This is a genomic window from Nocardioides perillae (assembly GCF_013409425.1).
In the GTDB taxonomy this organism is placed as follows: domain Bacteria; phylum Actinomycetota; class Actinomycetes; order Propionibacteriales; family Nocardioidaceae; genus Nocardioides; species Nocardioides perillae.
In genome coordinates this window covers 2,387,179-2,411,988 of sequence record NZ_JACCAC010000001.1, presented here as the reverse complement: position 1 = coordinate 2,411,988, position 24,810 = coordinate 2,387,179, and the positions used below count along the sequence as shown (strand labels likewise).

The window sequence follows — 24,810 nt, the reverse complement described above, 5'->3', positions numbered from 1 at the left end:
CGGCCGGGTTTCGCGCCGCTTCCTATGCTCGACCCATGCCCTCCACCCGTCCGGCCACGCGCCCGGTCCGGACCCTGCTCTGGCTCGCGCTGGCGGTGCTGGCGCTCGGGCCGGCCCTCGTCGGGTGCGGCTCTTCCGGGGCCGACGAGGCGCCCGCCGACTCGGCTGAGGGGCCCTCCCTCGACGCCCCGGACTTCGCGGAGCGGATGGCCGAGCCGGGCACCGTCCTGCTCGACGTGCGCACCCCTGAGGAGTTCGCCGCCGGCCACATCGCCGGGGCGCGCAACCTGCCGCTGGCGGCACCCGACTTCGTCGAGCAGGTGCGCGCGCTCGACCCCGGCGCGACCTACGCCGTCTACTGCCGCACCGACCGGCGCTCCGGCGAGGCGCTGGCGGTGCTGGCCGAGCACGGGCTGACCGACGCCTACGACCTCGCCGGCGGCATGGAGGCGTGGCAGGCCTACGGCGGCGCGGTCGTGCGCGACTGAACCGGGCCCACGCCACGACCACGCCACGAGCCACCCGGGGCTCAGCCGAGCCGCACCAGCATCTTGCCGAGGTTGCCTCCGCGCATGAGGTCGAGGAAGGCCGTCACCGCCTCGTCGAGGCCCTCGTGCACCGTCTCGCGCGTGCGCAGCCGGCCGTCGGCGACCCAGGTCGCGGCGCGGGCGGTGTACTCCGGGGCGAGGTCGCCGTGGTCGGTGACGATGAAGCCCTGCACGCGCAGCCGCTTGCTCACGAGCATCATCAGGTTGCGCGGCCCGGGGGGCGGCTGCTCCTCGTTGTAGGAGGCGATCGCACCGCACGCGGCGATGCGGCCGAAGTCGTTCATCCGCAGGATCGCGGCCTCGAGGTGGTCGCCGCCGACGTTGTCGAAGTAGACGTCGACCCCGTCGGGCGCCGCGTCGCGCAGCTGCCGGGCCACCGGGCCGTCGTGGTAGTCGAAGGCCGCGTCGAAGCCGAGCTCCTCGGTGAGCCACGCGCACTTCTCCGGCGAGCCCGCCGAGCCGACGACGCGGCCGGCCCCGAGCTCGCGCGCGACCTGGCCGGCGACCGAGCCGACTGCTCCGGCGGCGCCGGAGACGAAGACCGTGTCGCCGGGCCGCACCTCGGCGACGCGCGTGAGCCCGACGTACGCCGTGAGGCCGGGCATCCCGAGCACGCCGAGCCACGCCTGCGGCGGCACCGCCTCGGCGTCGACGACCCGCAGGTGGCGCGCGCCGAGCAGCGCGTGCTCGCGCCAGCCCGCCTGGTGCACGACGGTCGCGCCCACCGGCACGGCCTCGTCGCCCGAGGCGACCACCTCGCCGACCGCGCCGCCGTCCATGGCCGCGCCGAGCGCGAAGGGCGGCACGTAGGACCGGACGTCGTTCATCCGGCCCCGCATGTAGGGGTCGACGCTCATCCAGGTGTTGCGCACGAGCACCTGGTCGGCGCCGGGGTCGGGGAGCTCCGTCTCGACGACCGCGAAGTCCTCCGGGACGGGCCAGCCCTGCGGGCGGCGGACGAGGTGGACCTCACGGGTCGGCGTGCTCATGGCGCGATCCTGCCAGCCGGGCCGCGAGGCACGACGAGGGCCCCGCGACCGCGTCGCGGGGCCCTCGGTGGCGCGTGTGCGCGACGGGCGAGGGGCGGCGTCAGCCCTGCAGCCCGAGGGCGAAGCTGACGTTGCCGCCGTCGTCCACGCCGGCGTCCAGCACCTTGTCGTCGAGCTCGGCAGCGGCGACGGCGTCGAGGAAGACGGTGGCGCCGCCCTGCTCGACGACCTGGTCGCCCGGCTGCGGCTCGGGCGCGGCCGAGACCGCGAACGACGGCTCCGGCGTGTCCTCGCTGGTGATGCGCAGGCCGGCGGTCTCGGGGACGCCGGGCTGGCCGGTGATGTCGGCGACGATGGAGCGGGCGTTGTCGGTGAGGGTGAGCACGGATGCCTTCCGGTGGAGGTCAGGGACCTCCTCACCGTGCCAGCCGGGCCCCGGGGGTGGTCAACCTCGCCCGGCCGCCCGCGCTCAGGCGGGCGGGCGGGCCGGGCGGTCGAGCGCGAAGACCTCGGGCGGGCGCCCCCACTGGTTGCGCCCCAGCCGCGAGACGGGCCGCAGCCGGTCGATGTCGGGCAACCCGTCGACGAGCGCGTCGTCGTCGACCCAGAAGGCCACGACCTCGCCGAGCACCAGCGTCGAGTCGCCGAGCTCGGTGGTCGAGTGCAGACGGCACTCGAGCGCCGCGGGCGACGCGGCGACCCGGGGCGGGGCGACCAGGCCGCTGGGTGTGGTCTCGAGGCCGAGCGCGACAGCCTCGTCGACGTCGCGGGCGTACGGCGCGGAGCTGGCGTTGACCTGCTCGTGCAGCGCCTCGGTGGCCACCGAGACCGTGAACTCGCCGGTGGCGAGCACGTTGGCGAGGGTGTCCTTCGCGCCGACGCTGGTGAAGCTGACGATCGGCGGGTGCGCGCAGGCGACCGAGAAGAACGAGTGCGGCGCGAGGTTGCCGACGCCGTCGGCCGAGACCGTCGAGACCCAGGCGATGGGACGCGGGACGACGATCGAGGTGAGCAGGTGGTAGGGGTCCTGCTCGTCGGGGCGGATCAGCGGCACGGTCGGGTCGCCCGGGTCACTCGGCGACGCGGACGTCGGCGATCGTGGCGCCCGCCGCCGGGGCACCGTCCTGGCCGCCGCCCTCGACGCCTTCGGCCGCGATCTGCGAGACCAGCTCGACGCCGGCCTCGTCGAAGGTGCCGAGCACGGTGTAGGCGGGGTCGAGCTGGGTGTCGCCGTAGACGAGGAAGAACTGCGAGCCGTTGGTGTCGGGGCCGGCGTTGGCCATGGCGATCGTGCCGGCGGGGTAGGTCTCGTCGCCGGTGAGCTCGTCGGCGAAGGTGTAGCCGGGCCCGGCGAAGCCGGAGCCGGTCGGGTCGCCGCACTGCAGCACCAGCAGGTTGCCCTGCTCGCTCTCGAAGGTGGTCAGCCGGTGGCAGGGGGTGTCGTCGAAGTAGTCCTGCTCGGCGAGCGCTAGGAAGGAGTTCACCGCGCACGGGGCGTTGGCCGCGTCCAGCGTCGCCGACACCTCGCCCTGGCCGAGCTCGATCACCACCGGCACGTCGCCGGACTCCTGCGGCTCGGTCGGCGGCTCCTCGACCTCGCGGGCCACCTCGCCGGCGCCCTCCGAGGTGTAGTCGCAGGTGACGCCGCCGCCCGCGCTGCTCTCCGCCGACCCGTCGTCGCTGCCGCACCCGGCGAGCAGGGCGGTCGCGAGCGCCACCGCGGCGGGCGCGAGGAGGGCGCGCGAGGCGGGGGAGACCGGGCGGGTGGGGCGGGTGGGGCGCAGTCGCATGGCGCCGATCGTAGGTGAGGGGCTCACGCGTTGGCGCCGCGGGCGTCGACCGCCCACGGCTCCTCGCGCCCCTCGTCGTCGACGTGGAGCACGTCGGCGAGGTTGACCGCCACGCAGGCGTGGTTGGGCACGACGCGCACGCGCGAGCCGAGCGGCGGCAGGCCGTGGCCGGCGAGGTCGACCGTCGCGTGGTGCTCCGAGAGCGCGACGACCCGTGCCTCGTGGTGGTCGAGCAGCCGACCCCACCCCGAGCTGTACGCCGCGCGGTCGGCCCCCAGCACCTTGCTGCCGGCGTCGAGCACGGCCCGCCCGCCCGCGTGGCTGACCACCGTCGCGACGCACCACAGCGCCACGTCGTGCGGCGGCTGGTGGCCCAGCTCCCACTGCTGGGCGTCGCCCAGCGCGTAGACCCCCGGCCGCAGCTCGGTGAGCTCGCCGGGCCGGTCGAGCTCGCTGCCGAGGGTGGGCGTGGACCCGCCCGACAGCACGGCCGGCTCGAGCCCGACCGCCCGCGTGGCCGCGGCCGCCACGGCCAGGGCACGCGCCTCGTCGTCGCGCGCGGCGCCGCCGGCACCCGCGGCGTACGCGTGCCCCGGGAAGGTGAAGAGCCCCTCGACCACCAGGCCGGCGGCGTCGGCGGCGCGGGCGACCGCGCCGGCGTCGGCGGGCGCGGCACCCGTGCGGTGGTGGCCGGCGTCGACCTCGACGCGCACGCGGACGCGGGACCGGGCGGAGCCGAGGACCCGCGCGGCCTGCGCCGCCCCCTCGGCGGAGTCCACGCCGAAGGTGAGCCCGACGCGCTCGGCGAGCGCCGCGACCCGTGCGCCGCGGGCGGCGTCGAGCCACAGGGGGTAGGCGACGAAGAGGTCGTCGTGGCCGTGGTCGGCGAAGACCTCGGCCTCGGCGACGGTGGCCACGGTCAGCCCGACCGCGCCCGCTGCCCGCTGCAGGTCGGCGATGCGGGCCGACTTGTGGGTCTTCGCGTGGGGGCGCAGCACCACCCCCGCCGCGCGGGCCCGCTGGGCCGCCCGCTCGAGGTTGGCGCCCAGGCGCTCCCGGTCGAGCCGGAGGTAGGGCGTGGCCGGCTCGGCGCTCACATCTCCTCGTGGGTGTCCGGGTCACCGCCGAAGAGCCGGCCGTCGGGCTCGGCGAGGGCGCTGATGGCGTCGACCTCCTCGGGCGTCAGTGCGACGTCGTCGAGGTGGAGGTTCTGCCGTTGCCGCTCGGGGTCGGCCGACTTCGGGATCGGCAGCACCCCGAGGTGCAGGTGCCAGCCGAGGATGACCTGCCCGGGGGTGGTGCCGAGGCGCTCGGCCGGTCCGGTCACGGCCGGCTCGTCCAGCGGCGCCCGCCGCTTGCCCAGGGGGCTCCACGCCTCGGTGAGGACGCCGAGGCGCTCGTGCACGGCGCGCAGCTCGGGCTGCGGGAAGCGGGGGTGGAGCTCGACCTGGTTGACCGCCGGCACCACGCCGGAGTCCTCGATGACCAGGGCGAGGTGCTCCTCGGTGAAGTTCGAGACGCCGACGTGGCGCACGAGGCCCTGCTCGCGGCAGGCGACGAGGGCGCGCCACGCCTGGGTGTAGAGCCCGCGCGAGGGGTTGGGCCAGTGGATGAGCACCAGGTCGAGCTGCTCGACCCCGAGGCGCTCGAGCGAGCCGCGCACGGAGGCCACGGCATCGTCGTACGCGTGGTGGCGGCCGGGCACCTTGGTGGTGAGGAAGACCTCCTCGCGGGGCACCCCGCTGCGGCGCAGCGCCTCGCCGACCTCGCGCTCGTTGTCGTAGTTGACCGCGGTGTCGAGGAGTCGGTAGCCCGCCTCCAGCGCGGAGACCATCGCGGTCGTGCCCTCCTCGCCGCGCAGCGGGTAGGTGCCGAAGCCGACGCGCGGCAGCGGCGAGCCGTCGAGCAGCGTGAGCGCCGCCCGCGGGTCGCCGGGCTCCCCGCTCGGAGCGGGTTCCGGTGCCGTCGTCACTCGCGCTCCACCTGCGGCTGGGCCTGGTCGCCGGCCGAGCCGTCGCCGGGGTCGGTCTCGGGCCGGGCGCGGTGGGCGGCGTCCCCGCGGGTGCGGCGGTCCTCCTTCATCTCCGCCTCGTAGAGGTGGCGCTTGCCCTCGACGAGCGCCTCGCGGGCGGCCTGCTCGACCTCCTTGAAGGCGGCGTAGTAGCCGGAGTCGTAGTCCTCCACGATCTGGAAGGTCCAGCGGCCCTCGATGACGTTGCGCCCGACGACCTCCCGCTCCACGCGGTCGGCGAGCTCCTCGTGGCCGGCGTGGCGCAGCATGTCGACGGCCTCGCCGAGCGTCAGGTCGGTGGTTCCGGAGAGGCGGTGGAAGGTGTAGAGGTGCCCGCGGGCGACCTCGGCGCACTCGAGCGCTTCCGAGAGCTTGCCGAGCGCCTCGACGGTGGCGTCGGAGACGCCCTCGGGGCGCAGGTGGGCCTGGTCGGGACGGTCCTCGGTCACGGGTCGCTCCTGGGGGTCGGGTGGTGCAGGGGAGGGGACGGGCGGTGGAGGGGTGGTAGGGGTCCCGCCGGATCAGGCGGGGTGGTGCGGTGGTCGACCCGGGGCCGGTACGCCGCGCGCGACGAGGGCCGCGACGAGGGCGTCGGGGTCGGCGACGGTGAAGGTGGCGCCCGGGTGGCGCAGTCGGCCGGTGGGGTCGAGGACGCGGACGGGCTCGCGGAAGGTGGCGCACACCGCGTCGTCGCCGTTGGTGGCGAAGCTGACGCCGCGGTCGCTGAACGACAGGTGCGGCGGGCCCGCGGTCTTGAACCACGAGAAGCCGCCGGTGCGGTGCAGCGCCTCGACGTTCGTCAGCGGCGTGCTCAGGCGCCAGGGCCCGAAGCGACACCGCAGCTCGTCGGGGCCGACCTCGACCCAGGCGGTGGCGGGCAGCACCCCGAGCACGGCGGCGGGCAGGCGGTAGGACGGGGCGAACTGGAAGCCGAAGCGGGAGCCGGGCATGCCGCGACGGTAGCCAGCCGGTCGCGGCCACCGCTGCCCGTCGGGGTGAGGGCGGACCACGCCGGGGCTCCTACGGTCGAGGCCATGAGCGAGATGAGCGACGAGAAGATGCAGGCCGTCCAGCGCGTGGTCGAGCACGTGGAGTCGTGGGAGTACTCCGCCGAGGACGACACCATCGAGAAGCGCCTGCGCGAGGGCCTGTCCGAGGCGGGCGTCGAGCTCGAGGAGTCGCAGGTGCAGCAGCTTGTCGAGGCCATCAGCGGCGAGGGCCCGGTGCACGCGGACCGCGTCCTAGGCTGACACCCGGGCGCCGACCGCCACCCGGGCGCCGCCCGCCCGGCGGGGGCCGGTGCGGCGTGCGCGAGGCGCCGGGTCGCGCTGGCACCATGGCGGCGTGCTGCGCGACGTGCTCTCCCGGGTGGCGGGGGACCTGGTCGGCACGCAGCCGGCGCCGGGCCCGCGCGCGGTCCTGGCGACCGCGCTGCTCGCGGCCGTGCTGGTGGCGTGGCCGCCGGTGTGGCGGCGGTGCCGTCACGCCCTGACCATCGTGCACGAGGCCGGGCACGCCGCCGTCGCCGTGCTGGTGGGCCGGCGCCTGGCCGGGATCCGGTTGCACGCCGACACCTCGGGGCTCACCGTCACGCGCGGCCGTCCCCGCGGCGCGGGGATGGTGGCGACCGCCGCGGCGGGCTACCCCGCGCCCGCGCTGGTGGGCCTCGGTGCCGCGCACCTGCTCGCGGCGGGCCGCGCGCTCGCGGTGCTGTGGCTCATGGTCGGCCTGCTGGCCGTCGTGGCCGTGGTGGTGCGCAACCTCTACGGCCTGCTGGTCGTGGTGCTCGCCGCCGCCGCGGTGGTGGGGGTGACGTGGTGGGGCCGCGAGGTGGTGCAGTCGTGGTCGGCGTGGGCGCTGACCTGGTTCCTGCTGCTGGGCTCTCCCGTCGCGGTGCTCGAGATGCAGCGCGGGCGGCGTCGCCGCGCGCGCGGCCGGCGCGGCGGGACCAGCGACGCGGACGTGCTGGCGCGGCTGACCCCGCTGCCGGCGCTGGCGTGGGTCGGACTGCTCCTGCTCGTCACGCTGGTGTGCCTGGTCTGGGGGGCGCGTCTCCTGCTGCCGTGAGCCGGGCGGTCGGGCCCGAGCCGGCGAGGCGGGTGGACCGGTCCAGCCGTGCCATCGCGACCGCGCCGACCACGGGTCCCGCCGCGAGGAGCAGGGTCGCGACGGGCCACGAGGTGGCGGAGACGACGACCGGCACGGCGTTGATGGTGACCACGGTGAGCAGGAACCCGAGCGCGGTCTGGGTGGTGAGGGCCGTGCCGGTGTAGCGCGGGTCGACGACCTCGGTGAGCACCGTCGAGAAGAGCCCCGAGTCGGCGATGACGGCGAAGCCCCACACGGCGAGGACGGCCGCCACGAGCGCCGGGTGGGCGCCGTGGACGGCGGCGGCGAGCACGCAGCAGGCAGCGCTGGCGCGCATCGCCCAGCCCGCGACGCGGGCCCGGCCGAGCCGGTCGCCGGCGAGGCCGCCGACGACGCAGCCGGCCACCCCGGCCACGCCGATCGCGGCGAAGGAGACCAGGCCGACCGTGGTGCGGGTGGCGTCGAGGCCGCGGTCGAGGAGGCTGGCGGTGAGGTAGGCGGGCAGCCAGGTCCACACGGCGTACAGCTCCCACATGTGGCCGAGGTAGCCCAGCGTCGCGAGGCGGGGGCCTCGCTGGCGCAGCAGCGACACGACCACACGGGGGGCGAGCGGTGGCGCGGGTCGCGCCAGCGGACCCGGACGCACGCCCGCCCAGGCGACGACCGCGGCGAGCGCGGCCAGCGAGGACGCGACCAGCAGGACACCGCGCCACGGCAGCACGGCGACCGCGTTGAGCAGCTGCGGCGCCGCACTGCCGAGCGTGAGCGCGGCGACCAGCACGCCGAGCGCGGCGCCGCGGCCGCGGTCGAACCACGACGCCATGAGCTTGAGGCCGGGCGGGTAGACCCCGGCCAGCGCGACACCCGTGACCGCGCGGAGCGCGACGGCCGGCCCGAGCGACTCGACCGCGAGCGCGATCACGGCGGTGCTCCCGGCCGCGAGGGCCGCGCTGCCGGCGACGAGGAGGTGCGCCGGCACGCGGTCGGCCAGGTTGAGTGCCGCCGAGCCGAGCGCGCCGGCGACGAAGCCGAGCTGCACCGCGACCGTGAGCGCGGCGGCGCCCGCGTCACCCACGCCCCAGTCGGCGCGGAGTGCGGGCACGACCGCGGAGGCGGAGAACCACGTCGCCATCGCGAGCACCTCGACGAGGGCGATCAGCGCGAGCTGGCGGCGTGCGGTCACCCGGGCACGCTAGGCCACCGGGGGTGCGTGGTGCCTCAGGCGCGAGGTCGCTCCGGGTGCCGGGCGAGCACCGCCGCGACGGCGAGCACGAGCAGCCCGCCCAGGCCCTGCAGACCGGGGGAGTCGTCGGCCTCGCCGAGCACGACCGCGGCGCCGCCCAGCGCGGACAGCACCGCGGCGGCGAGGGCGGGCAGGAAGGCGAGGGCGGCCGCGGGGAGCGCTGCGAGCCGGGGGCCGGGAGGGCGGGGGTCGGGCGTGGGCATCTGTCGATGGTCGATCGGTGCGCATCGAATGTCAAGCGGCATTCGGGGGCTTAGGCTGCCGGGGTGACGTCCTCCGTGCCGCCGCCACCGTCGACCGACTCACTCGCGGGAGCCCTGCCCGACGACCTGCCGGCCCACCGGCGCGAGGTCTTCGAGGCGCGCGTGCAGCGCTGGTGGCCCGACCTCGTCGAGGCGCTGACACCGCTCTACCCCGAGGCTCCCGACGTCGCGGTGCGTCTCGTCGAGACGTGTGCGCGCCGCTTCGCCGAGCGCGAGGACGAGCTGCACCACCTCGACCTCGAGCGCTCGCTCGCGCCGGACTGGTTCCAGCGGCCGGACGCGCTGGGGTACGCCGCGTACGCCGAGCGCTTCGGCGGCACCCTGCGGGGGGTCGCGGACCACCTGGACCACCTCGGGTCGCTCGGCGTCACCTACCTGCACCTGATGCCGCTGCTCGACCCCCGTCCGGGCGACAGCGACGGCGGCTACGCGGTGCGCGACTACCGCCGCGTGCGCGAGGACCTCGGCACGATGGCGGACCTGCGCGAGCTGGCCCGCGCCCTGCGTGCCCGCGGGATCAGCCTCTGCCTCGACGTGGTGCTCAACCACGTCGCGCGCGAGCACGCGTGGGCCGAGCGCGCCCGCGCGGGGGAGCAGCGCTACCGCGACTACTTCCACGTCTTCCCCGACCGCACCGAGCCGGACCGCTACGAGCAGACGCTGCCGGAGGTCTTCCCCGACTCCGCGCCGGGGTCGTTCACCTTCGACGTGGAGCTCGACGGGTGGGTCTGGACGACGTTCAACCACTTCCAGTGGGACGTGCGGTGGGCGAACCCGGCCGTGCTCGAGGAGTACGCCGACGTGCTGCTGCACCTCGCGAACCAGGGGGCGGAGGTGTTCCGGCTCGACGCGATCGCCTTCACCTGGAAGCGGCTGGGCACGAACTGCCAGAACCAGCCCGAGGTCCACTGCCTCACCCAGGCCCTGCGCACGCTGGCCCGGATCGCCTGCCCGGCGGTGGTGTTCAAGGCCGAGGCGATCGTGGGCCCCGACGACCTGCTGGCCTACCTCGGTGAGGGGCGCCACCACGGCAAGGTGAGCGACCTCGCCTACCACAACGCCCTCATGGTGCACCTCTGGTCGATGCTCGCCTCGCGCGACGCCTGGCTGTCCTCCGCGGCACTGGGGCGGCTCGGCACTCCGCCGTCGTCGACGGCGTGGGTGACCTACGCCCGCTGCCACGACGACGTCGGTTGGGCGATCTCCGACGAGGACGCCGCGACGGCGGGCGTCGAGGGCTCCTCCCACCGTCGCTTCCTCTCGGACTTCTACGACGGCTCCTTCCCCGGGTCGTGGGCCCGCGGGCTGGTCTTCCAGGCCAACCCGGCGACGGGGGACAAGCGGATCTCCGGCTCGCTGGCCTCCCTGGCCGGGGTCGAGGCCGGTGACCCCCACGGGGTCGACCGGGTGCTGCTCGCCCACGCGGTGACCCTCGGCTTCGGCGGCCTGCCGGTGATCTGGATGGGCGACGAGGTGGGGTTGCTCAACGACCCCGACTGGGCCGACGACCCCACCCACGCCGGTGACGAGCGGTGGGTGCACCGCCCGCGCATGACGTGGCCCGTGCGCGACGAGCACGGGGTGCTGCCGCGGTTGCGCCACCTGCTCGAGGTGCGTCGGTCGCTCCCGCACCTGCACGCCTCGACGCCCGCCGAGGTGCTGCTGCCGGAGGAGACCGGCGTCTTCACGGTGCTGCGGCGCCACCCGCTCGGGCCGATGCTCGGGCTCTACGGCGTCACCCCCGAGGAGCGGGTCGTGCCGTGGTCGACGGTGCACGCCTGTGGCCTCGACGGCGAGGCGCTCGACCACGTCACCGGGCAGCGGGTGCGGTGCGACGAGCGCGGCGTGGTCGTGGCGCCGTACGGCGTGCTGTGGCTGACGCGGCAGGACGGCTGACGGACCCCGTCCTGCAGCGCTCGTCCTGCAGCGCTCGTCCCGCAGCCCTGTCCTGCGGCGGCTCCGGGCGGTAGCCTCACCTCACCCACGCGAGGAGGTCACCGTGACCGGAGCCTTGATCACCCTCACCGCCATCAGTGCGGTGGTCGCCGTCGTGCTGCTGCTCGACCTCGGCTCCTCGCGCCGCCAGCGCCGGCGGCTCGCGTCCGGCGGTCCGCGCCCGGGGTCCGACCGCCGGGGGATCGACAGCCGCAGCAACGAGGCAGCCGTCGAGAGCTCGGCGCGCAACGCGGTCACGATCACCTACGGCACCTGAGCCTGCGCCGGACCCGTGCGGGTCGACCGCACCTGTCGGTGGGCCGTGGCAGGGTGCGTCGGGTGGGCACGGAGGTGACAGGGGGCCCGGCTGTCCCCGCGCGGGGTGGAGGTGGCGCGTCGGGCGTCGCCGGGCCGTCGGTCGAGCTGCAGCCTGACCCGCTGGTGGGGGAGTGCGTGCTGTGCTTCACCGCGCGGGTCGTGGGGGAGCACGGCTGCGACGGCACGCTGCGGTGGATCGGCCGTTTCCGCGAGCTGGCAGCGCCCGCCGCCACGGGGGTGGAGGCGCGGCTGGCGCGCCGCGGGGAGCCGTGCGACGGCCGGGTCGTCCTCGACGGGTGGCGGCTCACCCGCGAGGCGTGCGTGCGTGACGTCCACACCGACGAGCTGTCCGTGCCCGACCCGATGCCGTGGTGCCTCGGTGTCAGGCCGGGGTCCTCGCGGCCCTGCGGTCTGTGGGAGCTGAGTCGCCCCGGTGCGCGCGGCGTGGTGGTGGGTCGGCACGGCAACGGGTGTCGGTGGCCCCCGAGGCGGGCGGCGTGACGAGGCCGGTCGACCCCAGCGGTGACGTGGCCGCCGCGCTCGCGCAGCAGTCGCACGCCGTGAGGTCGGCGTGGGGTCCGACCGGTGGCGTGGCCGCGGCGGCGGACGTCGCGGTCGTGGTCGACGTCCTGAGCTTCTCGACCGCCGTCACCGTCGCGGTGGCCCGGGGGACCGAGGTGCACCCGTTCCGGTGGCGCGACGAGCGTGCCGCGGCACACGCCCGCGAGGTCGGCGCCGTGCTCGCGGTGGGTCGTCTGGACGCGAGCCGCGGCAGCGGGCCGCCGGCGCCGTCGCTGTCGCCCGCGGCCCTGCTGACGGGTCCGCTGCCGCCTCGCCTGGTGCTGCCCTCGCCCAACGGTGCCACCACCACCGTCGCACTCGCCGCGGCCGGCGCCCAGGTCGTCTCGGCTTGCCTGCGCAACGTCTCGGCGGTCGTGTCCTGGTTGGTCCCTCACCTCCAGGCGGGGCGATCGGTGGTCGTGGTCGCGGCGGGGGAGCGTTGGCCCGTCGACGACTCCCTCCGGCCGGCGCTCGAGGACGACCTCGGCGCCGGAGCCGTGCTGGCCGGCCTGGCGGCTCGCGGCCACGCGCACCGGCTGAGCCCGGAGGCCCGTGTGGCGGCCGCGGGTTGGCGGGCTGCCGCACCCGACGTCGCCGACCTGCTGCGTGATTGCGCCGGTGGGCGCGAGCTGGCCGCGAAGGGGTTCGCCGCCGACGTCGACGTGGCCGCCGCCCTCGACGCGTCCCCCGTGGTGCCGCAGCTCGTCGAGGGAGCATTCCGCGCGGTGTGACCCGTCCGGTCGGCCCCGTGCCGGCCCAGTGCGTCGAGGGGTCGCGCGTTGGGCATGCGCCGAGGGGTCGCGCGTTGGGCTGGCGTCGAGGGGTCACGCGCTGGGCATGCGCCGAGGGGTCACGCGCTGGGCATGCGTCGAGGGGTCGCGCGCTGCGCACGCGTCGAGGGGTCGCGCGCTGCGCACGCGTCGAGAGGTCGCGCGCTGGGCATGCGTCGAGGGGTCGCGCGTTGGGCTGGCGTCGAGGGGTCGCGCGCTGGGCTGGCGTCGAGGGGTCGCGCGCTGGGCTGGCGTCGAGGGGTCGCGCGCTGGGCATGCGCCGAGGGGTCGCGCGTTGGGCTGGCGTCGAGGGGTCGCGCGTTGGGCTGGCGTCGAGGGGTCGCGTGTTGGGCTGAAGTCGAGGGGTCGCGTGTTGGGCTGACGTCGAGGGGCGCGCGCGTTGAGCGCGCCTCGACGGGTCGCGAGTCGGGCACGGGTCGACGGGCGGAGCTGCGCGTCGAGGGTCACGCGCTGGCTCGCAACGAACCGGTGCTCGGGGGCCCGTGAGGCCCGTCCCGAGACCGCGTCGGCCTCTGGCACGTGTGTACGCCGGGCTGGCGTGTCTGGCTGCGTCGCGCGGTGTCAGGTCCGCATGGGCCGGGTGCGGGCGAAGGTGATCCGGTGGCGGTGGTAGGTGGTCTCGTAGGCGGGGTCGTGTGCCCTGGCGTGGTGTCTGGGGCAGAGCAGGTAGCCCTGGTGGAGGTCGGTGCTGCCGCCGGCGTGCCAGGGGGTGCGGTGGTGGGCGTGGCACATCGAGGGCGGCCAGTCGCAGCCCTCGGCGGTGCAGCCGCCTTGGAGGCGGGCGAGGGCGAGGCGTTGGGTCTTGGTGAAGTACCGCCGGGTGCGTCCGACGTCGAGGGGTTGGGAGGCGCCGCCGAGCACGACGGGCACGATCCCGGCGCCGCACGCCCACAGGCGGGCTTTCGCGGCGGTGATGCGGGTGCCGGTCGACAAGGTGGCCGGTGCGTCGGCGCCGGGGCCGGTGCCGGTGAGCTGTGCCAGGTCCAGGGTGACGGTGACGGTCGCGTCCACACCACCGGCCTGAGGCGTCGTGGTGGCGTCAGCGGCCCCGTCGGCGGGGCGGTGGCGGGTGCGGACGTACTCGCAGAACGCCTGCCCCCGTCGTAGCGGTCGAGGGGCCCGGTTGCCGTGCTGGTCGACCGGGATCGGGTCGGTGCCATGGGTGGCGTGGTGGTGTCGGGGTGCGGTCAGGGCGTCGAGGGCAGTGGCGAGCATGTCGGCTTCGGCGGCGGGGATGGTGAACCGGCCGTGGGCCTTGCCGTGTCCGTCGCGGGTCATCGTGAACGAGGCTGCCGCGGCTGCTGCTGCTTCTTCGCGTTCGAGGCGCTCGCGTTCGACGTCGTCGGCGATGTCGGGGGCCACGACGTCGAGGATCCGGTCACCGAGCCGCTTCAGCTCGACCGCGTCGAACATGGCCGCCAGCTCCAGCAGGTGGGCGCGGGCGGCGTCGAACACTGCGACCCCGACCCGGGTCACCGGCAGCGCGTCGACGGCCTTGCAGATGACCTCGGCCTGCTCGGGCAGCACCGCACCTGTGCTCATCGCCGCGAGGACGGTGCCGTGGCGTGCCTCGAGCGCCGCGGCGTGGCGGACGGTGGCGACGGACTTGGCGCGGGTCTGGTGGGTCAGCCTTGCCCAGTGCGCCCCGGTCGACGTCGCACCCGTGGCGTCACCGACACCAGCCCGGTCCGCGGCGGCGACGGTGGTGAGCTCGAGCGCGGCGAGGCGGGCACGACACTTCGCCAGCCCGATCAGCGCCGCCTCCGCCTCACTCGGGGTCAGTGACCAGATCGGCGTACCCGACGCGTGGTGCAGGTCGGTGTCGAGGCAGGCCAACGCAGCCAGCAGCGGGTGCTGCGGTGCGTGGTCGCGGTGGTCTGCCATACCGCCTACTCAACCACCGACCACCGACAGTCCCGCCCGACCTCGTGACCGCTCGGATCGCCCTCTGGACAACGGATCCACGACGACCGCCTGTGCACGACAAGTGGCGCAGACCTGCCCCTGGCGAGGGTCGGGGTCACGGCTGCGAGACAGCCCTGTCGGGCCCCCGGACCACCTCCGGCTGGAGTCGGCAGGGCGGCGCTCCGGGTCTCGACACGCTCGCTGGCGCTCGCTGCTCGACCACCGAGCTCAGCCAGCGCGCGACCCCTCGGCCGCAGAGCAACGCTCGACCCCTCGACGCATGCGCAGCGCGTGACCCCTCGACGCGTGCGCAGCGCGTGACCCCTCGACGCGTGCGCAGCGCGTGACCCCTCGACGCGTGCGCAGCGCGTGACCCCTCGGCGCGAGCGCAGCGCACGACCCCTCGCTGGCCCTGAGGCGGGGTCAGGCGGCGAGCGAGCCGGCGAAGATCTGCCAGGCGAGGGCCGACTTCGCGCCGAGGCTCAGCACGAGGTAGACGAGCTCGCCGAAACCGTAGTCGCGCCACGGGCCGACCTGGCGGTACTGCAGCCACTGGTTGACCGCGAAGCTCGTGAAGAAGGCGAAGAGGGAGAAGAAGATCCCGAGCACGAAGGTGGGGACCTCCCCGGCGCCGACGAGGTTGACGGTGATGACCACCCAGGGCGCCGCACCGGCGATGCAGCCGAACCAGAAGGGGACCATGTCGGCGCTGCCACGACCGGGCGGGTTGCTGCGCTCCTGGACCCAGCCGAAGAGGATCATCGCGACGTTGGCCCCCACGATCGCGATGAGGGCGGTGACCTGCACGACGCCTGCGTAGAGGGCGATCAGGCCGATCATGACGGTGGCGCTCACGCTGTACTCGACCCACCGGAAGGGATTGACGCCGCGGGCGAGGCACCGCTCGTATCGCTGGCGCGCCAGGACACCGGTGACGAGGTGGTCGAGGGCCGCGAGGCCCAGGAAGAGCGCGATGCTGAGACCGATCGGCACGGCGAAGGCCGCCTCGGCCTGCGGCACGCGCGTGCCCGGCGGGCCGACCGGGTAGGCGGTCGTGACGTCGATCGAGAAGTCGGCGGCCAGCAGCAGCACGGCGGCGGCCTGTGCCGCGTGGAGGACGGTCAGGGCGACGTTCCAGGTGCGCAGCCGGCGCAGGCGCCGGTCGCCGAGGTCGTGGGTGGGCTGGTCCGCAGCGGTGTGGGCTCGGTGTTCGGGCACCCCTCCAGCGTGGCAGGGCGGTGGAGGCCTCACCCCCTCCGGCCGGCCCGACCGTCGGTCGGACGCCCTGCGCGCAGGACGCCGCGCACGAGCAGGCCCGCGACCAGGGCCCAGAAGGCGGTGCCGATGCCGAGCACGGCCCCGCCCGACGCGGCGACCAGCAGGCACACGACCGCCGGCACCCGCTCGGCCTCCTCCTCGAGCGCCTCGCGCAGCGAGGCTGCGAGCGTGCCGAGCAGCGCGAGGCCTGCGGCGGACTCGACGACACCGGCAGGGGCGGCGACGACCGCGGCCGCGAGCACGCCGGACGCGGCGGCCACGGCAGGTACGTCGCGGCTGCCGCCAGCGGGGCCGGCCACCGTCGTCGCGGGTCGGGCCCGGCATCGGGACCGGCGCGAAGCGCAGCGGTGATCGCGGCCAGGTTGACCGCGTGGCCGCCGAAGGGTGCCGCCGCGACCGTCGCGAGACCCGTCACCGTCATCGACTCGCGCCACGGCACGCGGTAGCCGAGCCCGGCCATCACGGCCACCCCGGGCACGTTCTGCGAGGCCATCGTCACGACGTACAGCGGGAGCGCGAGTCCGACGACGGCCGCAGGGTCGAGCACCGGGACGGTCGGTGCGAGCACCGGCACGAGGTCGGCGCCGCCGACCTGGTCGCCCGCCACGAGCCCGACGACGACGAGCGCGACCGCCAGCGCGGCGGGGGAGGCCCAGCGGGGGGCGAGGCGGGAGAGGGCCACCCAGGTGACGACGACCGGGGCGACCACCGCGGGCGACGCGGCGAGCGAGACCACCGGCTCCACGCACAGCGTGAGCAGGACCCCCGCGAGCATCGCCCGGGCGAGGGCGACGGGGATGGCGGCGACCAGGTCGCCGAGGCGGGGGAGCAGCCCCGTGAGCACGACGAGCGCCCCCGTGACCGCGAAGGCGCCGATCGCCGTCGGCCAGCCCCCGGGCAGTGCGCCCGTCGAGGCGAGCAGCGCCGCGCCCGGTGTCGACCACGCCAGCGACAGGGGAGTGCGGTGTCGCAGGCACAGCCAGGTCGTCCCCGCGGCGAGCGCCAGGCAGAGCGCGACCAGGCCCGACGCCGCCTGGTCCGGCGTCGCCCCAGCCGCACGCAGCCCCGCGAGCACGACCACCAGCGAGCTGCTCGAGCCGACGACGGCCGCGACGACCCCCGCCGCCACGGGCACGAGCACGGCGCGCCGTCCGGGATCGGTCGCCGCGGCAGGACCGCGGACGCTCGCACGGTGGGACACGGAGGCTCCGATCGGCTAGTGTTCGGTCGACCGAACGTTCGGTGCGCCGAACGATAGCCCAGGAGGCCGCGTGAGCACCCGAGGAGCGTCGACCGGCGCACGCGTGAGGGCCGCGCGCACCGAGCGGGGGCTCTCGCTCAGCGCGCTGGCGGCCGCGGCCGGCATCGGCAAGGCGACGCTGTCGGACCTCGAGGCCGGTCGGCGCAACCCGACCCTCGACACCTTGTACGCCGTGGCGGGGCCGCTGGGCGTGCCGCTCGCGGCCCTGGTGGACGACGAGCGCGGCGCTGTCGAGGTCGGCGACGGCGACCTGACGTCCCGGCGGCTCCACGTGCAGCACGACGACGACGTGACGACGGAGGTCTACCTGGTGCGTGTGCGCCCCGGCGGGGCACGCACGTCGCCGGCGCACGCCGTCGGCGCCCACGAGCGTCTCGTCGTGCTCAGCGGCACCGGTGAGCTCGAGGTGGCCGGGCACGTCGTCGAGCTCGCGCCCGGCACGCAGCACGGGTTCGCGGCCGACGTCGCGCACACCTACCGTTGCACGTCGCGCGTCGAGCTCGTCGCCGTCGACGTCATCCGCACGCCGGTGCGGCCGCCCGGCGACGTCGAGCGTCCTCAGCGTCTCGAGGGGAGCTGGGGCACCACGCTCGACTCACCCGCCGAGTCAGAATGACATAATGTACATTATCGGCGACTTTCGGAACCGGTCGGAGCCGCCCACCTGGCGCCGCTCACGCGTCCAGACCCCAGAACCGCCGCAGCGCACCCACGCCCTCGAGGACGACGTCGGCGTCAGGACGCACGAACGTCTCCGGTGTGACGACGACGCGGTGCTCGACGGACCCGACGACGCCGTCGCGCGTGTGCTGCACGATGCGCTGACGCCCGTTGTCGACGTAGCCGACCTTCCGGCTGACGGCCGCGGAGGCGGCGTTGCCGGCGATGTACGCCGACCCGCAGGTCGCCGCGCCGAGCCCGTCGAAGGCGAGCCCGACGGCGAGCCGACGCATGAGCGTGCCGGTGCCGCGGCCCTGGTGGGCGCGGCCGAGCCAGGAGCCGGTCTCGACGTGGCGGGCCTGCGCGAAGTGCTCGGCGTGGAGGTCCTGGAGGCCGACGACCTCGCCGGCGCGACGCACCACCAGCGCCAGCTGCCACCCGTGCGGCGCGAAGGTGGCGCGCTGCGACCACCACCACGCCAGCGAGGTCGCCGGGAACGCGCCGGCCGACCCCGGCTCGTAGGGCTCCTCGTGCCAGGCGCGCAGGAACGGCATCGGACTCCCCTGGTCCGCGATGCCGCCGCGGACCAGCTCCACGAGCTCCGGCAGGTCGTCGTCGCGCAGCACGGTGAGCTCGACGTCGCCGCACGCGATGCGCAGGCCGAAGGGCGGGAAGATCTCCTCGAGGGTCAGCATGCGCGATCCTCCCGCGGCCGGGGCGGTGCGGCGCAACCGGATTCCCCCGCCCGGTCCGCCCGGTCCGCATGCTCCCCGCGACCTCGCCCGGTCACCGGTCGGCGAGCAGGAAGACCCGCAGCGCGGAGACGAACGCCTCGGGCTGCTCCGAGTGCACCCAGTGACCGGCGCCCTTGATCGTCACCGAGGTCGTGCGGGGGAAGAGCCGCCGCATGAGCGGCTCGTGCTCGGGCTGGACGTAGGGCGAGCGCTCCCCGGCCACCCAGAGCACGGGCCGGTCGAAGGTCGCGGTCACCTCCGGGAAGCCGGCGATCACCGCCAGCTCGCGGCGCAGGAGGTCGAGGTCGGCCTGCCAGCGGAAGCCGCCGTCGGCGGAGCGCAGGTTCTGCAGCAGGAAGCCGCGCACCCGCGCGTCGGGGATCCGCTCGGCCAGCGCGTCGTCGGCCTCGGAGCGGCGGGTCAGGCCGGCCAGGTCGAGCGCGACCAGCGAGTCGAGCAGGTGCTCGAACTCCCCCGCGCCGTCGCTCGGCGCGGGCGCGATGTCGACCACGACCAGCCGGTCGACGAGGTCGGGGTGGCGCAGCGCGACGAGCATCGCGACCTTGCCGCCCATCGAGTGCCCGACGAGGTGCGTCCGCCCGTCGCCCGAGGACCTCATCCAGCCGGCCACCGCGTCGGCGACCTCGTGGTAGTCGACCGACCCCGTCCACGACGACCTGCCGTGGTTGGGCAGGTCGACCAGCACCGAGCGCAGGTCGGGCTCGAGCGCCTTCGCGACCTGGGTGAAGTTGCGTCCCTGCCCGAAGAGCCCGTGCAGGAAGACCACCCGCGGACCGGCGGTGCCGACCTCGGTGGCGTGCAGGGCGGGGGCGTCGGCGCTCACCCGGCCACCCTAGGACCTCAGGCCGGGAGGGCTCCGGGGCGGCCGTCCTCCACGACGTACGACGCCAGCGTGCGCACCGGCGCCCGGGGCACGGTCGGACCTCCGCTACGACCCGACGTACGCCGCGAGGTGCTGCCCGGTGAGCGTCGAGCGGTCGGCGACGAGCTGGGCGGGGGTGCCCTCGAAGACGACGCGGCCGCCGTCGTGACCGGCGCCGGGGCCCAGGTCGACGACCCAGTCGGCGTGGGCCACCACCGCCTGGTGGTGCTCGATCACGACGACGGACCTGCCGGAGTCGACGAGCCGGTCGAGCAGCGCGAGCAGCTGCTCGACGTCGGCGAGGTGCAGGCCGGTGGTCGGCTCGTCGAGGACGTAGACCTCCCCCTCCTCCCCCATCTGCACGGCCAGCTTGAGCCGCTGCCGCTCGCCGCCCGACAGCGTCGAGAGCGGCTGGCCCAGGGTGACGTAGCCGAGCCCGACGTCGACGAGCCGGTCGAGCACGGTGACCGCCGCCGGCACCTTCGCGTCGGGTCGGGAGAAGTGCTCGCGGGCCTCGGCCACCGACATCTCGTGCACCTCGGCGATGTCCTTGCCTCCGAGGGTGTGCTCGAGCACGTCGGCGCGGAAGCGGCGCCCCTCGCACTCCTCGCAGGGCGACTCGACGGTGGCCATCGGTCCGAGCTCGGTCAGGATCACGCCGGCCCCGCCGCAGGTCGGGCAGGCCCCCTCGGAGTTGGCGCTGAAGAGCGCGGCCTTGGCGCCGGTGGCCTTGGCGAAGGCCTTGCGGATGGGCTCGAGCATGCCGGTGTAGGTCGCGGGGTTGCTGCGACGCGAGCCCTTGATGGCGCCCTGGTCGACCACGACCACACCCTCGCGACCGGCGAGGGAGCCGTGCACCAGCGAGCTCTTGCCCGAGCCGGCCACGCCGGTGACCACCGTCAGGACGCCGAGCGGGACGTCGACGTCGACGTCGCGCAGGTTGTGCGTCGAGGCGCCGCGGACCTCGACGACGCCGGTGCGCTCGCGCACCGTCTCCTTCAGGCGCGTGCGGTCGTCGAGGTGGCGGCCGGTGACGGTGTCGCTGGCCCGCAGGCCCGCGACGTCGCCCTCGTAGCAGATCGTGCCGCCGGCGGAGCCCGCGCCGGGGCCGAGGTCGACGACGTGGTCGGCGACGGCGATCGTCTCGGGCTTGTGCTCGACGACGAGCACGGTGTTGCCCTTGTCGCGCAGCTGCAGCAGCAGCTGGTTCATCCGCTCGACGTCGTGGGGGTGCAGGCCGATCGTGGGCTCGTCGAAGACGTAGGTCACGTCGGTCAGGGGCGAGCCGAGGTGGCGGATCATCTTCGTGCGCTGTGCCTCGCCGCCCGACAGCGTGCCGGCCGGGCGGTCGAGCGAGAGGTAGCCGAGGCCGATCTCGCAGAAGGAGTCGAGGAGGTGCTGCAGACCGCGCAGCAGCGGCGCGACGGACGGCTCGTCGAGCTCCCGGACCCACGCGGCCAGGTCGCTGATCTGCATCGCGGCGAGGTCCGCGATGGACTTCCCGGCGATCGTCGAGCCCCTCGCCTCCGCCGTCAGCCGCGTGCCGTCGCACTCCGGGCAGGTCCGGAAGGTCACCGCGCGCTCGACGAAGCGGCGCACGTGCGGCTGCAACGCCTCGACGTCCTTCGACAGCATCGACTTCTGGATCTTCGGGACGACTCCCTCGAAGGTCAGGTTGACGCCCTCGACCTTGATCTTGGTCGGCTCCGCCCACAGCATTGTCTGCAGCTGCTGCTCGGTGAACTGCCCGACGGGCACGTCCGTCGGCAGCCCCATCCCGGCGAAGAGCCGGCCGTACCAGCCGTCCATCGAGTAGCCGGGCACCGTCAACGCGCCGTCCGCGAGCGTCTTCTCCGCGTCGTAGAGCGCCGTGAGGTCGACGTCGTCGACCCTGCCCATGCCCTCGCAGCGCGGGCACATCCCGCCGAGGTAGACCTGCTGACGCGCGACCTTGCGCTCGGTGCGACCGCCCTTCTCTGTGGTCATGACGCCGCTCGCCCGGCGGGTCGGCACGTTGAAGGAGTACGCCGTGGGCGGGCCGACGTGCGGCTCGCCCAGGCGGCTGTAGAGGACGCGGAGCATCGCGTGCGCGTCGGTCGCCGTGCCGACGGTCGAGCGGGGGTTGGCGCCCATCCGCTCCTGGTCGACGATGATCGCGGTCGTGAGCCCCTCGAGGTGCTCCACGTCGGGGCGGGCCAGGCTGGGCATGAAGCCTTGCACGAAGGCGCTGTAGGTCTCGTTGATCAGGCGCTGCGACTCCGCGGCGATCGTCGCGAAGACGAGCGAGCTCTTGCCCGAGCCGGAGACGCCGGTGAAGACGGTGAGCCGCCGCTTCGGCAGCTCCACGCTGACACCGCGCAGGTTGTGCTCCCGCGCGCCCTGCACCCGGATCACGTCGTGGCGGTCGGCCGCGCGCTCGTCTCCCACTGCTCCCCCTCGCGTCTCCCGGGGCGACCCCGGCGCGGGGATCCTACGGCGGCGCCGCGGGCGGCGGCACTGCTCAGGACAGCGCGGGCAGCCGGTCGGCGAGCGCGGCGAGCGGCCCGGTCGCGGGGGCGCGCCCGGTGCCGACCAGCACGGCCTCGAGGTCGTGCGCCTCGACCGGCAGCGGCTGGCCCAGGAGTGCCGCGACCGCGCGCCGGCCCAGGCGCAGGGCCGTCGCCGGGGCCGGTCGCTCTGTAGCAGGTCGAGCTGGTGCACGGCACCCTCGACGGCCCACGTCGCGAGCAGGTCGCCGGGGTCGAGCACGTGGCCCTGGAACGCGACCGCGCTCCCTGCCAGCCCGGCGACCCCGCGCTGCACGGCCTGTGCGACGTCGTGCAGGTGTCGTCGCGCGCCGTCGGGACGGGCGTACGACGCGGTGCGGCGCCGCAGGGCCAGCACCCGGTCGACGGGGTCGTCACCCCCCCGGGCCGTCCGCGAAGGCCGTCCAGTAGGAGGCGGCGTCGACCGTCGGGGCCGCGTCGACCGGGGACACCAGGGCGCCCAGCAGCTCGCTCCACCCGTCGAGGAGGTGCACGACGACGTCGAGCCGGCTCCAGCCGTGGCAGCGCGACGCGCCGAGCAGCGCCAGCTCGTCGAGGTCGTCGACCGCTCCGGTGAAGCCGCGCACCGCGGCGGCGCACGCCTCACGGCCCTCGTCGAGTGCCACCGTCAGACCCACCGTCGGCCGCGCCGGCGACCCCGGAACCGGCCCCGTCGTCGTCCCCACGGAGACGACGCTAGGTCGCCGGCGGTCGTGGTGCCTCCCACCTCGCACGGTGTGGTCCGCGTGGCGGACGTGCGCACCGACCGGTGACGTGGTCTGCTGGTCCGCGATGGCACCGCTCCCCCACGGCCGCCTCCTGGCGCTGCTGCTCTGCGCGGCGCTGACGCTCACCACTCCCCCCGTCCCGGCGTCGGCGTCCGCCCCGGCGACGGCCGACGCGGCTGCGCCCGCCGCGGCGCACCGGGCGCCACCGGCCCTCACGGCCGCCACCGCCCGAGCCGCCACCGCCGGAGCCGCCGCCGCGCCGGCCGCGGTGCGTCCTCGCCGTTGGCGCACGGTGTCGGCGCGGCTGCAGGTGGCGACCTTCAACGTGCTCGGCTCCCAGCACACCCGGGGTGACCCACGGTGGCTGCCGGGCTGGCGACGGGCACGGCTCACGGCGCGCATCGTGCGGACCCGCGGGGTCGGGATCGTCGGCTTCCAGGAGGTGCAGGCCGACCAGCTGCGCACCCTGCGCCGCCACCTCGACGGCTACGCGCTCTGGCCCCGCGACACCCTCGGCGCCGGTGCACGACGCCTCCAGCTGGCCTGGAAGCGCTCGCGGTTCCAGCTCCTCGAGACGGGGTCGATCACCACCCCCTTCGACCGCACCGAGCGCCCGATCCCGGTGGTGACCCTGCGCGACCGCCGCACCGGGGCCCAGCTGACCGTCGTCGTGGTCCACAACTCCCCACGCCGGCAGGAACGCGACCGCGACGTGGCGACCCGGGCGCAGCTCAAGCTGGTCAACCGACTGCGACGGGCTTCGCCCCGGGCGGTCTTCCTCGTCGGCGACGTCAACGAGCGCACCGAGTTCTTCTGCCGGGCCGTGCGGTGGACCGAGCTGCGCGCAGCCGACGGCGGCACCTCGACCCGCCGCGGTTGCCGCCCGCCCGCGCGCCCGGTCATCGACCAGCTCTACGCCGCGGGTCGCGTGGAGTGGCTGCGCTACGCCCGCAGCCGCGGCTCGTGGGTGCGCCGCGCCAGCGACCACCGCTTCGTGGTCGCCACCGCCCGTGTCTCCCGCCTGGTGCGCGTGCGCCGGTGACGTGGGCCGAGGTGTGGGCGGAGGTGTGGCCTCCGCTCGCCGCGGCGGGAGCCGGCCTCGCGCTGGTGTGGGGTGTCCTGGTGGGCACGCTGTGGCTGCGGCGCCCGGACACGGCGAGCCTGCGCGAGGGGCTGCGGCTCCTGCCCGACGTGGTCCGGCTCGTGCGGCGGATGGCGACCGGCACCGCGCTCCCCCGCGGGGTGCGGGCGAGGCTGTGGCTGCTCCTCGCCTACCTCGCCTCGCCGGTCGACCTCGTCCCCGACGTGGTGCCCGTGCTCGGGTGGGCCGACGACCTCGTCGTCGTCGCCCTCACCCTGCGCGCCGTCGTCCGACGGGCGGGCCCGGCGGCGCTCGAGCGGCACTGGCCGGGCACGTCCGACGGGCTCTCGCTCGTGCGCGCGCTGGCCGGTCTCGGTCGCGCGACCGGCACCGCGCCGTAGGCTCCGGCGGGTGACGCAGGCGCCCCCTCTGCAGGTCGGCCGGTGGTGAGCCCGGCTGGTCCGCCCGATTCGGCGCAGCGACGGGTGGTCGCGCTGCACGTCGCGCCCGAGCGCGGTGCCCCGACGGTGGCCGTGGCACAGGTCGTGGTCGAGGCCGGGGCGGGCATCGTCGGCGACCGCCACCACGGCTCGCGGCACCGCCACGTCTCCTTGCAGTCCGCCGACGCCCTCGCCGCGGCCGCGGAGGTCCTGGGACGCGACGTGCCTGCGGCGCGGACGCGCCGCAACGTGACGGTGAGCGGGCCCGAGGTGCCGAGCACCCCGGGGGCCCGGATCCAGGTCGGCGACGTGCTGCTCGAGGTCGTCCGCGTGGCGGCACCCTGCCGGGTCATGGACGAGGAGCTCGGTCCCGGTGCTCGTCCGGCGTTGCGGCGCCGCGCGGGCTCGGTGCTCCGCGCGCTGACCGGCGGCACCGTGCGCGTCGGCGACCCGGTCGTGGAGCTCCCGGCCGGCCGGGCGGGCGGCGCCGCTCAGCCCGGCTGACGCCCGGTGGCGCCCTGCAGGCGGTCGATGTGCTCGGAGGCCTCGGCCTTGGTGAGGTCGGCCGGGATCTCCTCCCCCGCCTCGCGCGCCAGCGTGTCGAGGTAGCTGCGCTGTGCGCCGGTCATGGGCTCGTCGCCGGTGACCCAGTCGTCGGGGTCCTTCTCGGTGGTGCTGCCCTGCGGTCCGCCGAGGACCTCCTGGTCGGTCCCCGCGGCGGTGTCGTCGTCGGCGGGACGGGTCGGCTCGTTCGAATGCGTGTTCGAGGTCATGCCGC

General features: G+C 75.7%; 30 protein-coding genes and 1 pseudogene. 11 read left to right on the top strand and 20 right to left on the bottom strand.

Annotated elements, in window-relative coordinates; genetic code table 11:
- Nucleotides 1–35 precede the first annotated feature (35 nt).
- Nucleotides 36–488, top strand: coding sequence for a rhodanese-like domain-containing protein (locus BJ989_RS11200; protein ID WP_179518277.1), 453 nt, complete (start codon nt 36–38; stop codon nt 486–488).
- A gap of 41 nt (nt 489–529) precedes the next feature.
- On the opposite strand, the gene BJ989_RS11195 is transcribed toward BJ989_RS11200, so the two are convergent.
- From BJ989_RS11195 to BJ989_RS11160, 8 genes are all read right to left on the bottom strand, one after another.
- Nucleotides 530–1,537 (bottom strand): NADP-dependent oxidoreductase, encoded by a 1,008-nt coding sequence (locus BJ989_RS11195; RefSeq protein WP_179518276.1) that lies wholly within the window; start codon nt 1,535–1,537, stop codon nt 530–532.
- Nucleotides 1,538–1,637: 100 nt separating this feature from the next.
- Nucleotides 1,638–1,922: a Fe-S cluster assembly protein HesB gene (locus BJ989_RS11190; protein ID WP_179518275.1), complete on the bottom strand. Its 285-nt coding sequence runs from the start codon at nt 1,920–1,922 to the stop codon at nt 1,638–1,640.
- An 84-nt stretch (nt 1,923–2,006) separates the two neighbouring features.
- Nucleotides 2,007–2,591, bottom strand: coding sequence for a flavin reductase (locus BJ989_RS11185; RefSeq protein ID WP_218848799.1), 585 nt, complete (start codon nt 2,589–2,591; stop codon nt 2,007–2,009).
- A gap of 16 nt (nt 2,592–2,607) precedes the next feature.
- Nucleotides 2,608–3,327, bottom strand: a complete 720-nt coding sequence (locus tag BJ989_RS11180) for a peptidylprolyl isomerase (protein ID WP_179518274.1) — start codon at nt 3,325–3,327, stop codon at nt 2,608–2,610.
- A gap of 23 nt (nt 3,328–3,350) precedes the next feature.
- Entirely contained in the window at nt 3,351–4,424 is a 1,074-nt protein-coding gene (locus tag BJ989_RS11175; RefSeq protein WP_179518273.1) for an alanine racemase, read from the bottom strand.
- Nucleotides 4,421–5,299 carry an aldo/keto reductase gene (locus tag BJ989_RS11170; protein WP_179518272.1) on the bottom strand — a complete coding sequence of 293 codons (879 nt, stop codon included), beginning with the start codon at nt 5,297–5,299 and terminating at the stop codon, nt 4,421–4,423. The genes BJ989_RS11175 and BJ989_RS11170 overlap by 4 nt, the downstream gene beginning before the upstream one ends.
- Complete coding sequence (locus tag BJ989_RS11165; RefSeq protein WP_179518271.1) at nt 5,296–5,787, bottom strand: hypothetical protein; 492 nt, start codon at nt 5,785–5,787, stop codon at nt 5,296–5,298. The genes BJ989_RS11170 and BJ989_RS11165 overlap by 4 nt, the downstream gene beginning before the upstream one ends.
- Nucleotides 5,788–5,859: 72 nt before the next feature.
- Complete coding sequence (locus tag BJ989_RS11160; protein WP_179518270.1) at nt 5,860–6,288, bottom strand: hypothetical protein; 429 nt, start codon at nt 6,286–6,288, stop codon at nt 5,860–5,862.
- Between the two features lie 84 nt (nt 6,289–6,372).
- Here BJ989_RS11160 and BJ989_RS11155 point away from each other — a divergent pair, with 84 nt between their 5' ends.
- Together BJ989_RS11155 and BJ989_RS11150 are read left to right on the top strand one after the other, a co-directional pair.
- The gene (locus BJ989_RS11155) at nt 6,373–6,588 is read left to right on the top strand and encodes a hypothetical protein (RefSeq protein ID WP_179518269.1); all 216 of its coding nucleotides are present in this window, start codon (nt 6,373–6,375) and stop codon (nt 6,586–6,588) included.
- 94 nt (nt 6,589–6,682) lie between these two features.
- Nucleotides 6,683–7,405: a M50 family metallopeptidase gene (locus BJ989_RS11150; protein WP_343049283.1), complete on the top strand. Its 723-nt coding sequence runs from the start codon at nt 6,683–6,685 to the stop codon at nt 7,403–7,405.
- Here BJ989_RS11150 and BJ989_RS11145 read toward each other — a convergent pair.
- Together BJ989_RS11145 and BJ989_RS11140 are read right to left on the bottom strand one after the other, a co-directional pair.
- On the bottom strand, nt 7,359–8,609 hold the full coding sequence (locus BJ989_RS11145; protein ID WP_218848798.1) for an MFS transporter: 1,251 nt from the start codon (nt 8,607–8,609) through the stop codon (nt 7,359–7,361). The genes BJ989_RS11150 and BJ989_RS11145 overlap by 47 nt on opposite strands.
- A gap of 35 nt (nt 8,610–8,644) precedes the next feature.
- Nucleotides 8,645–8,872 (bottom strand): hypothetical protein, encoded by a 228-nt coding sequence (locus BJ989_RS11140; protein WP_179516471.1) that lies wholly within the window; start codon nt 8,870–8,872, stop codon nt 8,645–8,647.
- Between the two features lie 63 nt (nt 8,873–8,935).
- Between BJ989_RS11140 and BJ989_RS11135 the strand changes: the two genes are divergently transcribed.
- The 4 genes from BJ989_RS11135 (at nt 8,936) to BJ989_RS11120 (ending at nt 12,477) form a co-directional block, all read left to right on the top strand.
- Nucleotides 8,936–10,828 carry an alpha-amylase family protein gene (locus BJ989_RS11135; protein ID WP_343049282.1) on the top strand — a complete coding sequence of 631 codons (1,893 nt, stop codon included), beginning with the start codon at nt 8,936–8,938 and terminating at the stop codon, nt 10,826–10,828.
- A 103-nt stretch (nt 10,829–10,931) separates the two neighbouring features.
- Entirely contained in the window at nt 10,932–11,144 is a 213-nt protein-coding gene (locus BJ989_RS11130) for a hypothetical protein (protein WP_179518268.1), read from the top strand.
- Nucleotides 11,145–11,206: 62 nt separating this feature from the next.
- The gene (locus tag BJ989_RS11125) at nt 11,207–11,686 is read left to right on the top strand and encodes a DUF2695 domain-containing protein (protein WP_179518267.1); all 480 of its coding nucleotides are present in this window, start codon (nt 11,207–11,209) and stop codon (nt 11,684–11,686) included.
- On the top strand, nt 11,683–12,477 hold the full coding sequence (locus tag BJ989_RS11120; RefSeq protein WP_343049281.1) for a 2-phosphosulfolactate phosphatase: 795 nt from the start codon (nt 11,683–11,685) through the stop codon (nt 12,475–12,477). The genes BJ989_RS11125 and BJ989_RS11120 overlap by 4 nt, the downstream gene beginning before the upstream one ends.
- A gap of 621 nt (nt 12,478–13,098) precedes the next feature.
- On the opposite strand, the gene BJ989_RS11115 is transcribed toward BJ989_RS11120, so the two are convergent.
- The 4 genes and pseudogenes from BJ989_RS11115 to BJ989_RS11105 form a co-directional block, all read right to left on the bottom strand.
- On the bottom strand, nt 13,099–14,421 hold the full coding sequence (locus tag BJ989_RS11115) for an HNH endonuclease signature motif containing protein (protein ID WP_179518266.1): 1,323 nt from the start codon (nt 14,419–14,421) through the stop codon (nt 13,099–13,101).
- A gap of 444 nt (nt 14,422–14,865) precedes the next feature.
- A complete protein-coding gene (gene heR, locus BJ989_RS11110; RefSeq protein ID WP_179518265.1) occupies nt 14,866–15,660 on the bottom strand; it encodes a heliorhodopsin HeR in 795 nt (264 codons plus the stop codon).
- A gap of 29 nt (nt 15,661–15,689) precedes the next feature.
- The gene (locus tag BJ989_RS18315) at nt 15,690–15,980 is read right to left on the bottom strand and encodes a benzoate/H(+) symporter BenE family transporter (protein WP_343049280.1); all 291 of its coding nucleotides are present in this window, start codon (nt 15,978–15,980) and stop codon (nt 15,690–15,692) included.
- Between the two features lie 62 nt (nt 15,981–16,042).
- A pseudogene (locus tag BJ989_RS11105) lies at nt 16,043–16,795 on the bottom strand (benzoate/H(+) symporter BenE family transporter); the annotation flags it as partial.
- Between the two features lie 196 nt (nt 16,796–16,991).
- Here BJ989_RS11105 and BJ989_RS11100 point away from each other — a divergent pair.
- Nucleotides 16,992–17,597, top strand: coding sequence for a helix-turn-helix domain-containing protein (locus BJ989_RS11100; protein ID WP_179518264.1), 606 nt, complete (start codon nt 16,992–16,994; stop codon nt 17,595–17,597).
- Nucleotides 17,598–17,655: 58 nt separating this feature from the next.
- On the opposite strand, the gene BJ989_RS11095 is transcribed toward BJ989_RS11100, so the two are convergent.
- The 5 genes from BJ989_RS11095 to BJ989_RS11075 all read right to left on the bottom strand — a co-directional run bounded on the left by BJ989_RS11095 (nt 17,656) and on the right by BJ989_RS11075 (nt 22,409).
- A complete protein-coding gene (locus BJ989_RS11095) occupies nt 17,656–18,336 on the bottom strand; it encodes a GNAT family N-acetyltransferase (protein WP_179518263.1) in 681 nt (226 codons plus the stop codon).
- A 91-nt stretch (nt 18,337–18,427) separates the two neighbouring features.
- A complete protein-coding gene (locus BJ989_RS11090) occupies nt 18,428–19,219 on the bottom strand; it encodes an alpha/beta fold hydrolase (RefSeq protein ID WP_179518262.1) in 792 nt (263 codons plus the stop codon).
- A gap of 105 nt (nt 19,220–19,324) precedes the next feature.
- Nucleotides 19,325–21,685: an ATP-binding cassette domain-containing protein gene (locus tag BJ989_RS11085; RefSeq protein WP_179518261.1), complete on the bottom strand. Its 2,361-nt coding sequence runs from the start codon at nt 21,683–21,685 to the stop codon at nt 19,325–19,327.
- Nucleotides 21,686–21,758: 73 nt separating this feature from the next.
- Entirely contained in the window at nt 21,759–21,977 is a 219-nt protein-coding gene (locus tag BJ989_RS11080; protein ID WP_179518260.1) for a hypothetical protein, read from the bottom strand.
- 180 nt (nt 21,978–22,157) lie between these two features.
- The gene (locus tag BJ989_RS11075) at nt 22,158–22,409 is read right to left on the bottom strand and encodes a maleylpyruvate isomerase N-terminal domain-containing protein (protein WP_179518259.1); all 252 of its coding nucleotides are present in this window, start codon (nt 22,407–22,409) and stop codon (nt 22,158–22,160) included.
- A gap of 166 nt (nt 22,410–22,575) precedes the next feature.
- Between BJ989_RS11075 and BJ989_RS11070 the strand changes: the two genes are divergently transcribed.
- The 3 genes from BJ989_RS11070 (at nt 22,576) to BJ989_RS11060 (ending at nt 24,536) form a co-directional block, all read left to right on the top strand.
- Nucleotides 22,576–23,553 (top strand): endonuclease/exonuclease/phosphatase family protein, encoded by a 978-nt coding sequence (locus tag BJ989_RS11070; protein WP_179518258.1) that lies wholly within the window; start codon nt 22,576–22,578, stop codon nt 23,551–23,553.
- Nucleotides 23,550–23,993 (top strand): DUF1232 domain-containing protein, encoded by a 444-nt coding sequence (locus BJ989_RS11065; protein ID WP_179518257.1) that lies wholly within the window; start codon nt 23,550–23,552, stop codon nt 23,991–23,993. The genes BJ989_RS11070 and BJ989_RS11065 overlap by 4 nt, the downstream gene beginning before the upstream one ends.
- An 84-nt stretch (nt 23,994–24,077) precedes the next feature.
- Nucleotides 24,078–24,536: an MOSC domain-containing protein gene (locus BJ989_RS11060; RefSeq protein ID WP_218848797.1), complete on the top strand. Its 459-nt coding sequence runs from the start codon at nt 24,078–24,080 to the stop codon at nt 24,534–24,536.
- Here BJ989_RS11060 and BJ989_RS11055 read toward each other — a convergent pair.
- Complete coding sequence (locus BJ989_RS11055) at nt 24,524–24,805, bottom strand: DUF3072 domain-containing protein (protein WP_179518255.1); 282 nt, start codon at nt 24,803–24,805, stop codon at nt 24,524–24,526. The two genes, BJ989_RS11060 and BJ989_RS11055, sit on opposite strands and share 13 nt — an antisense overlap.
- Between the last annotated feature and the right edge of the window lie 5 nt (nt 24,806–24,810).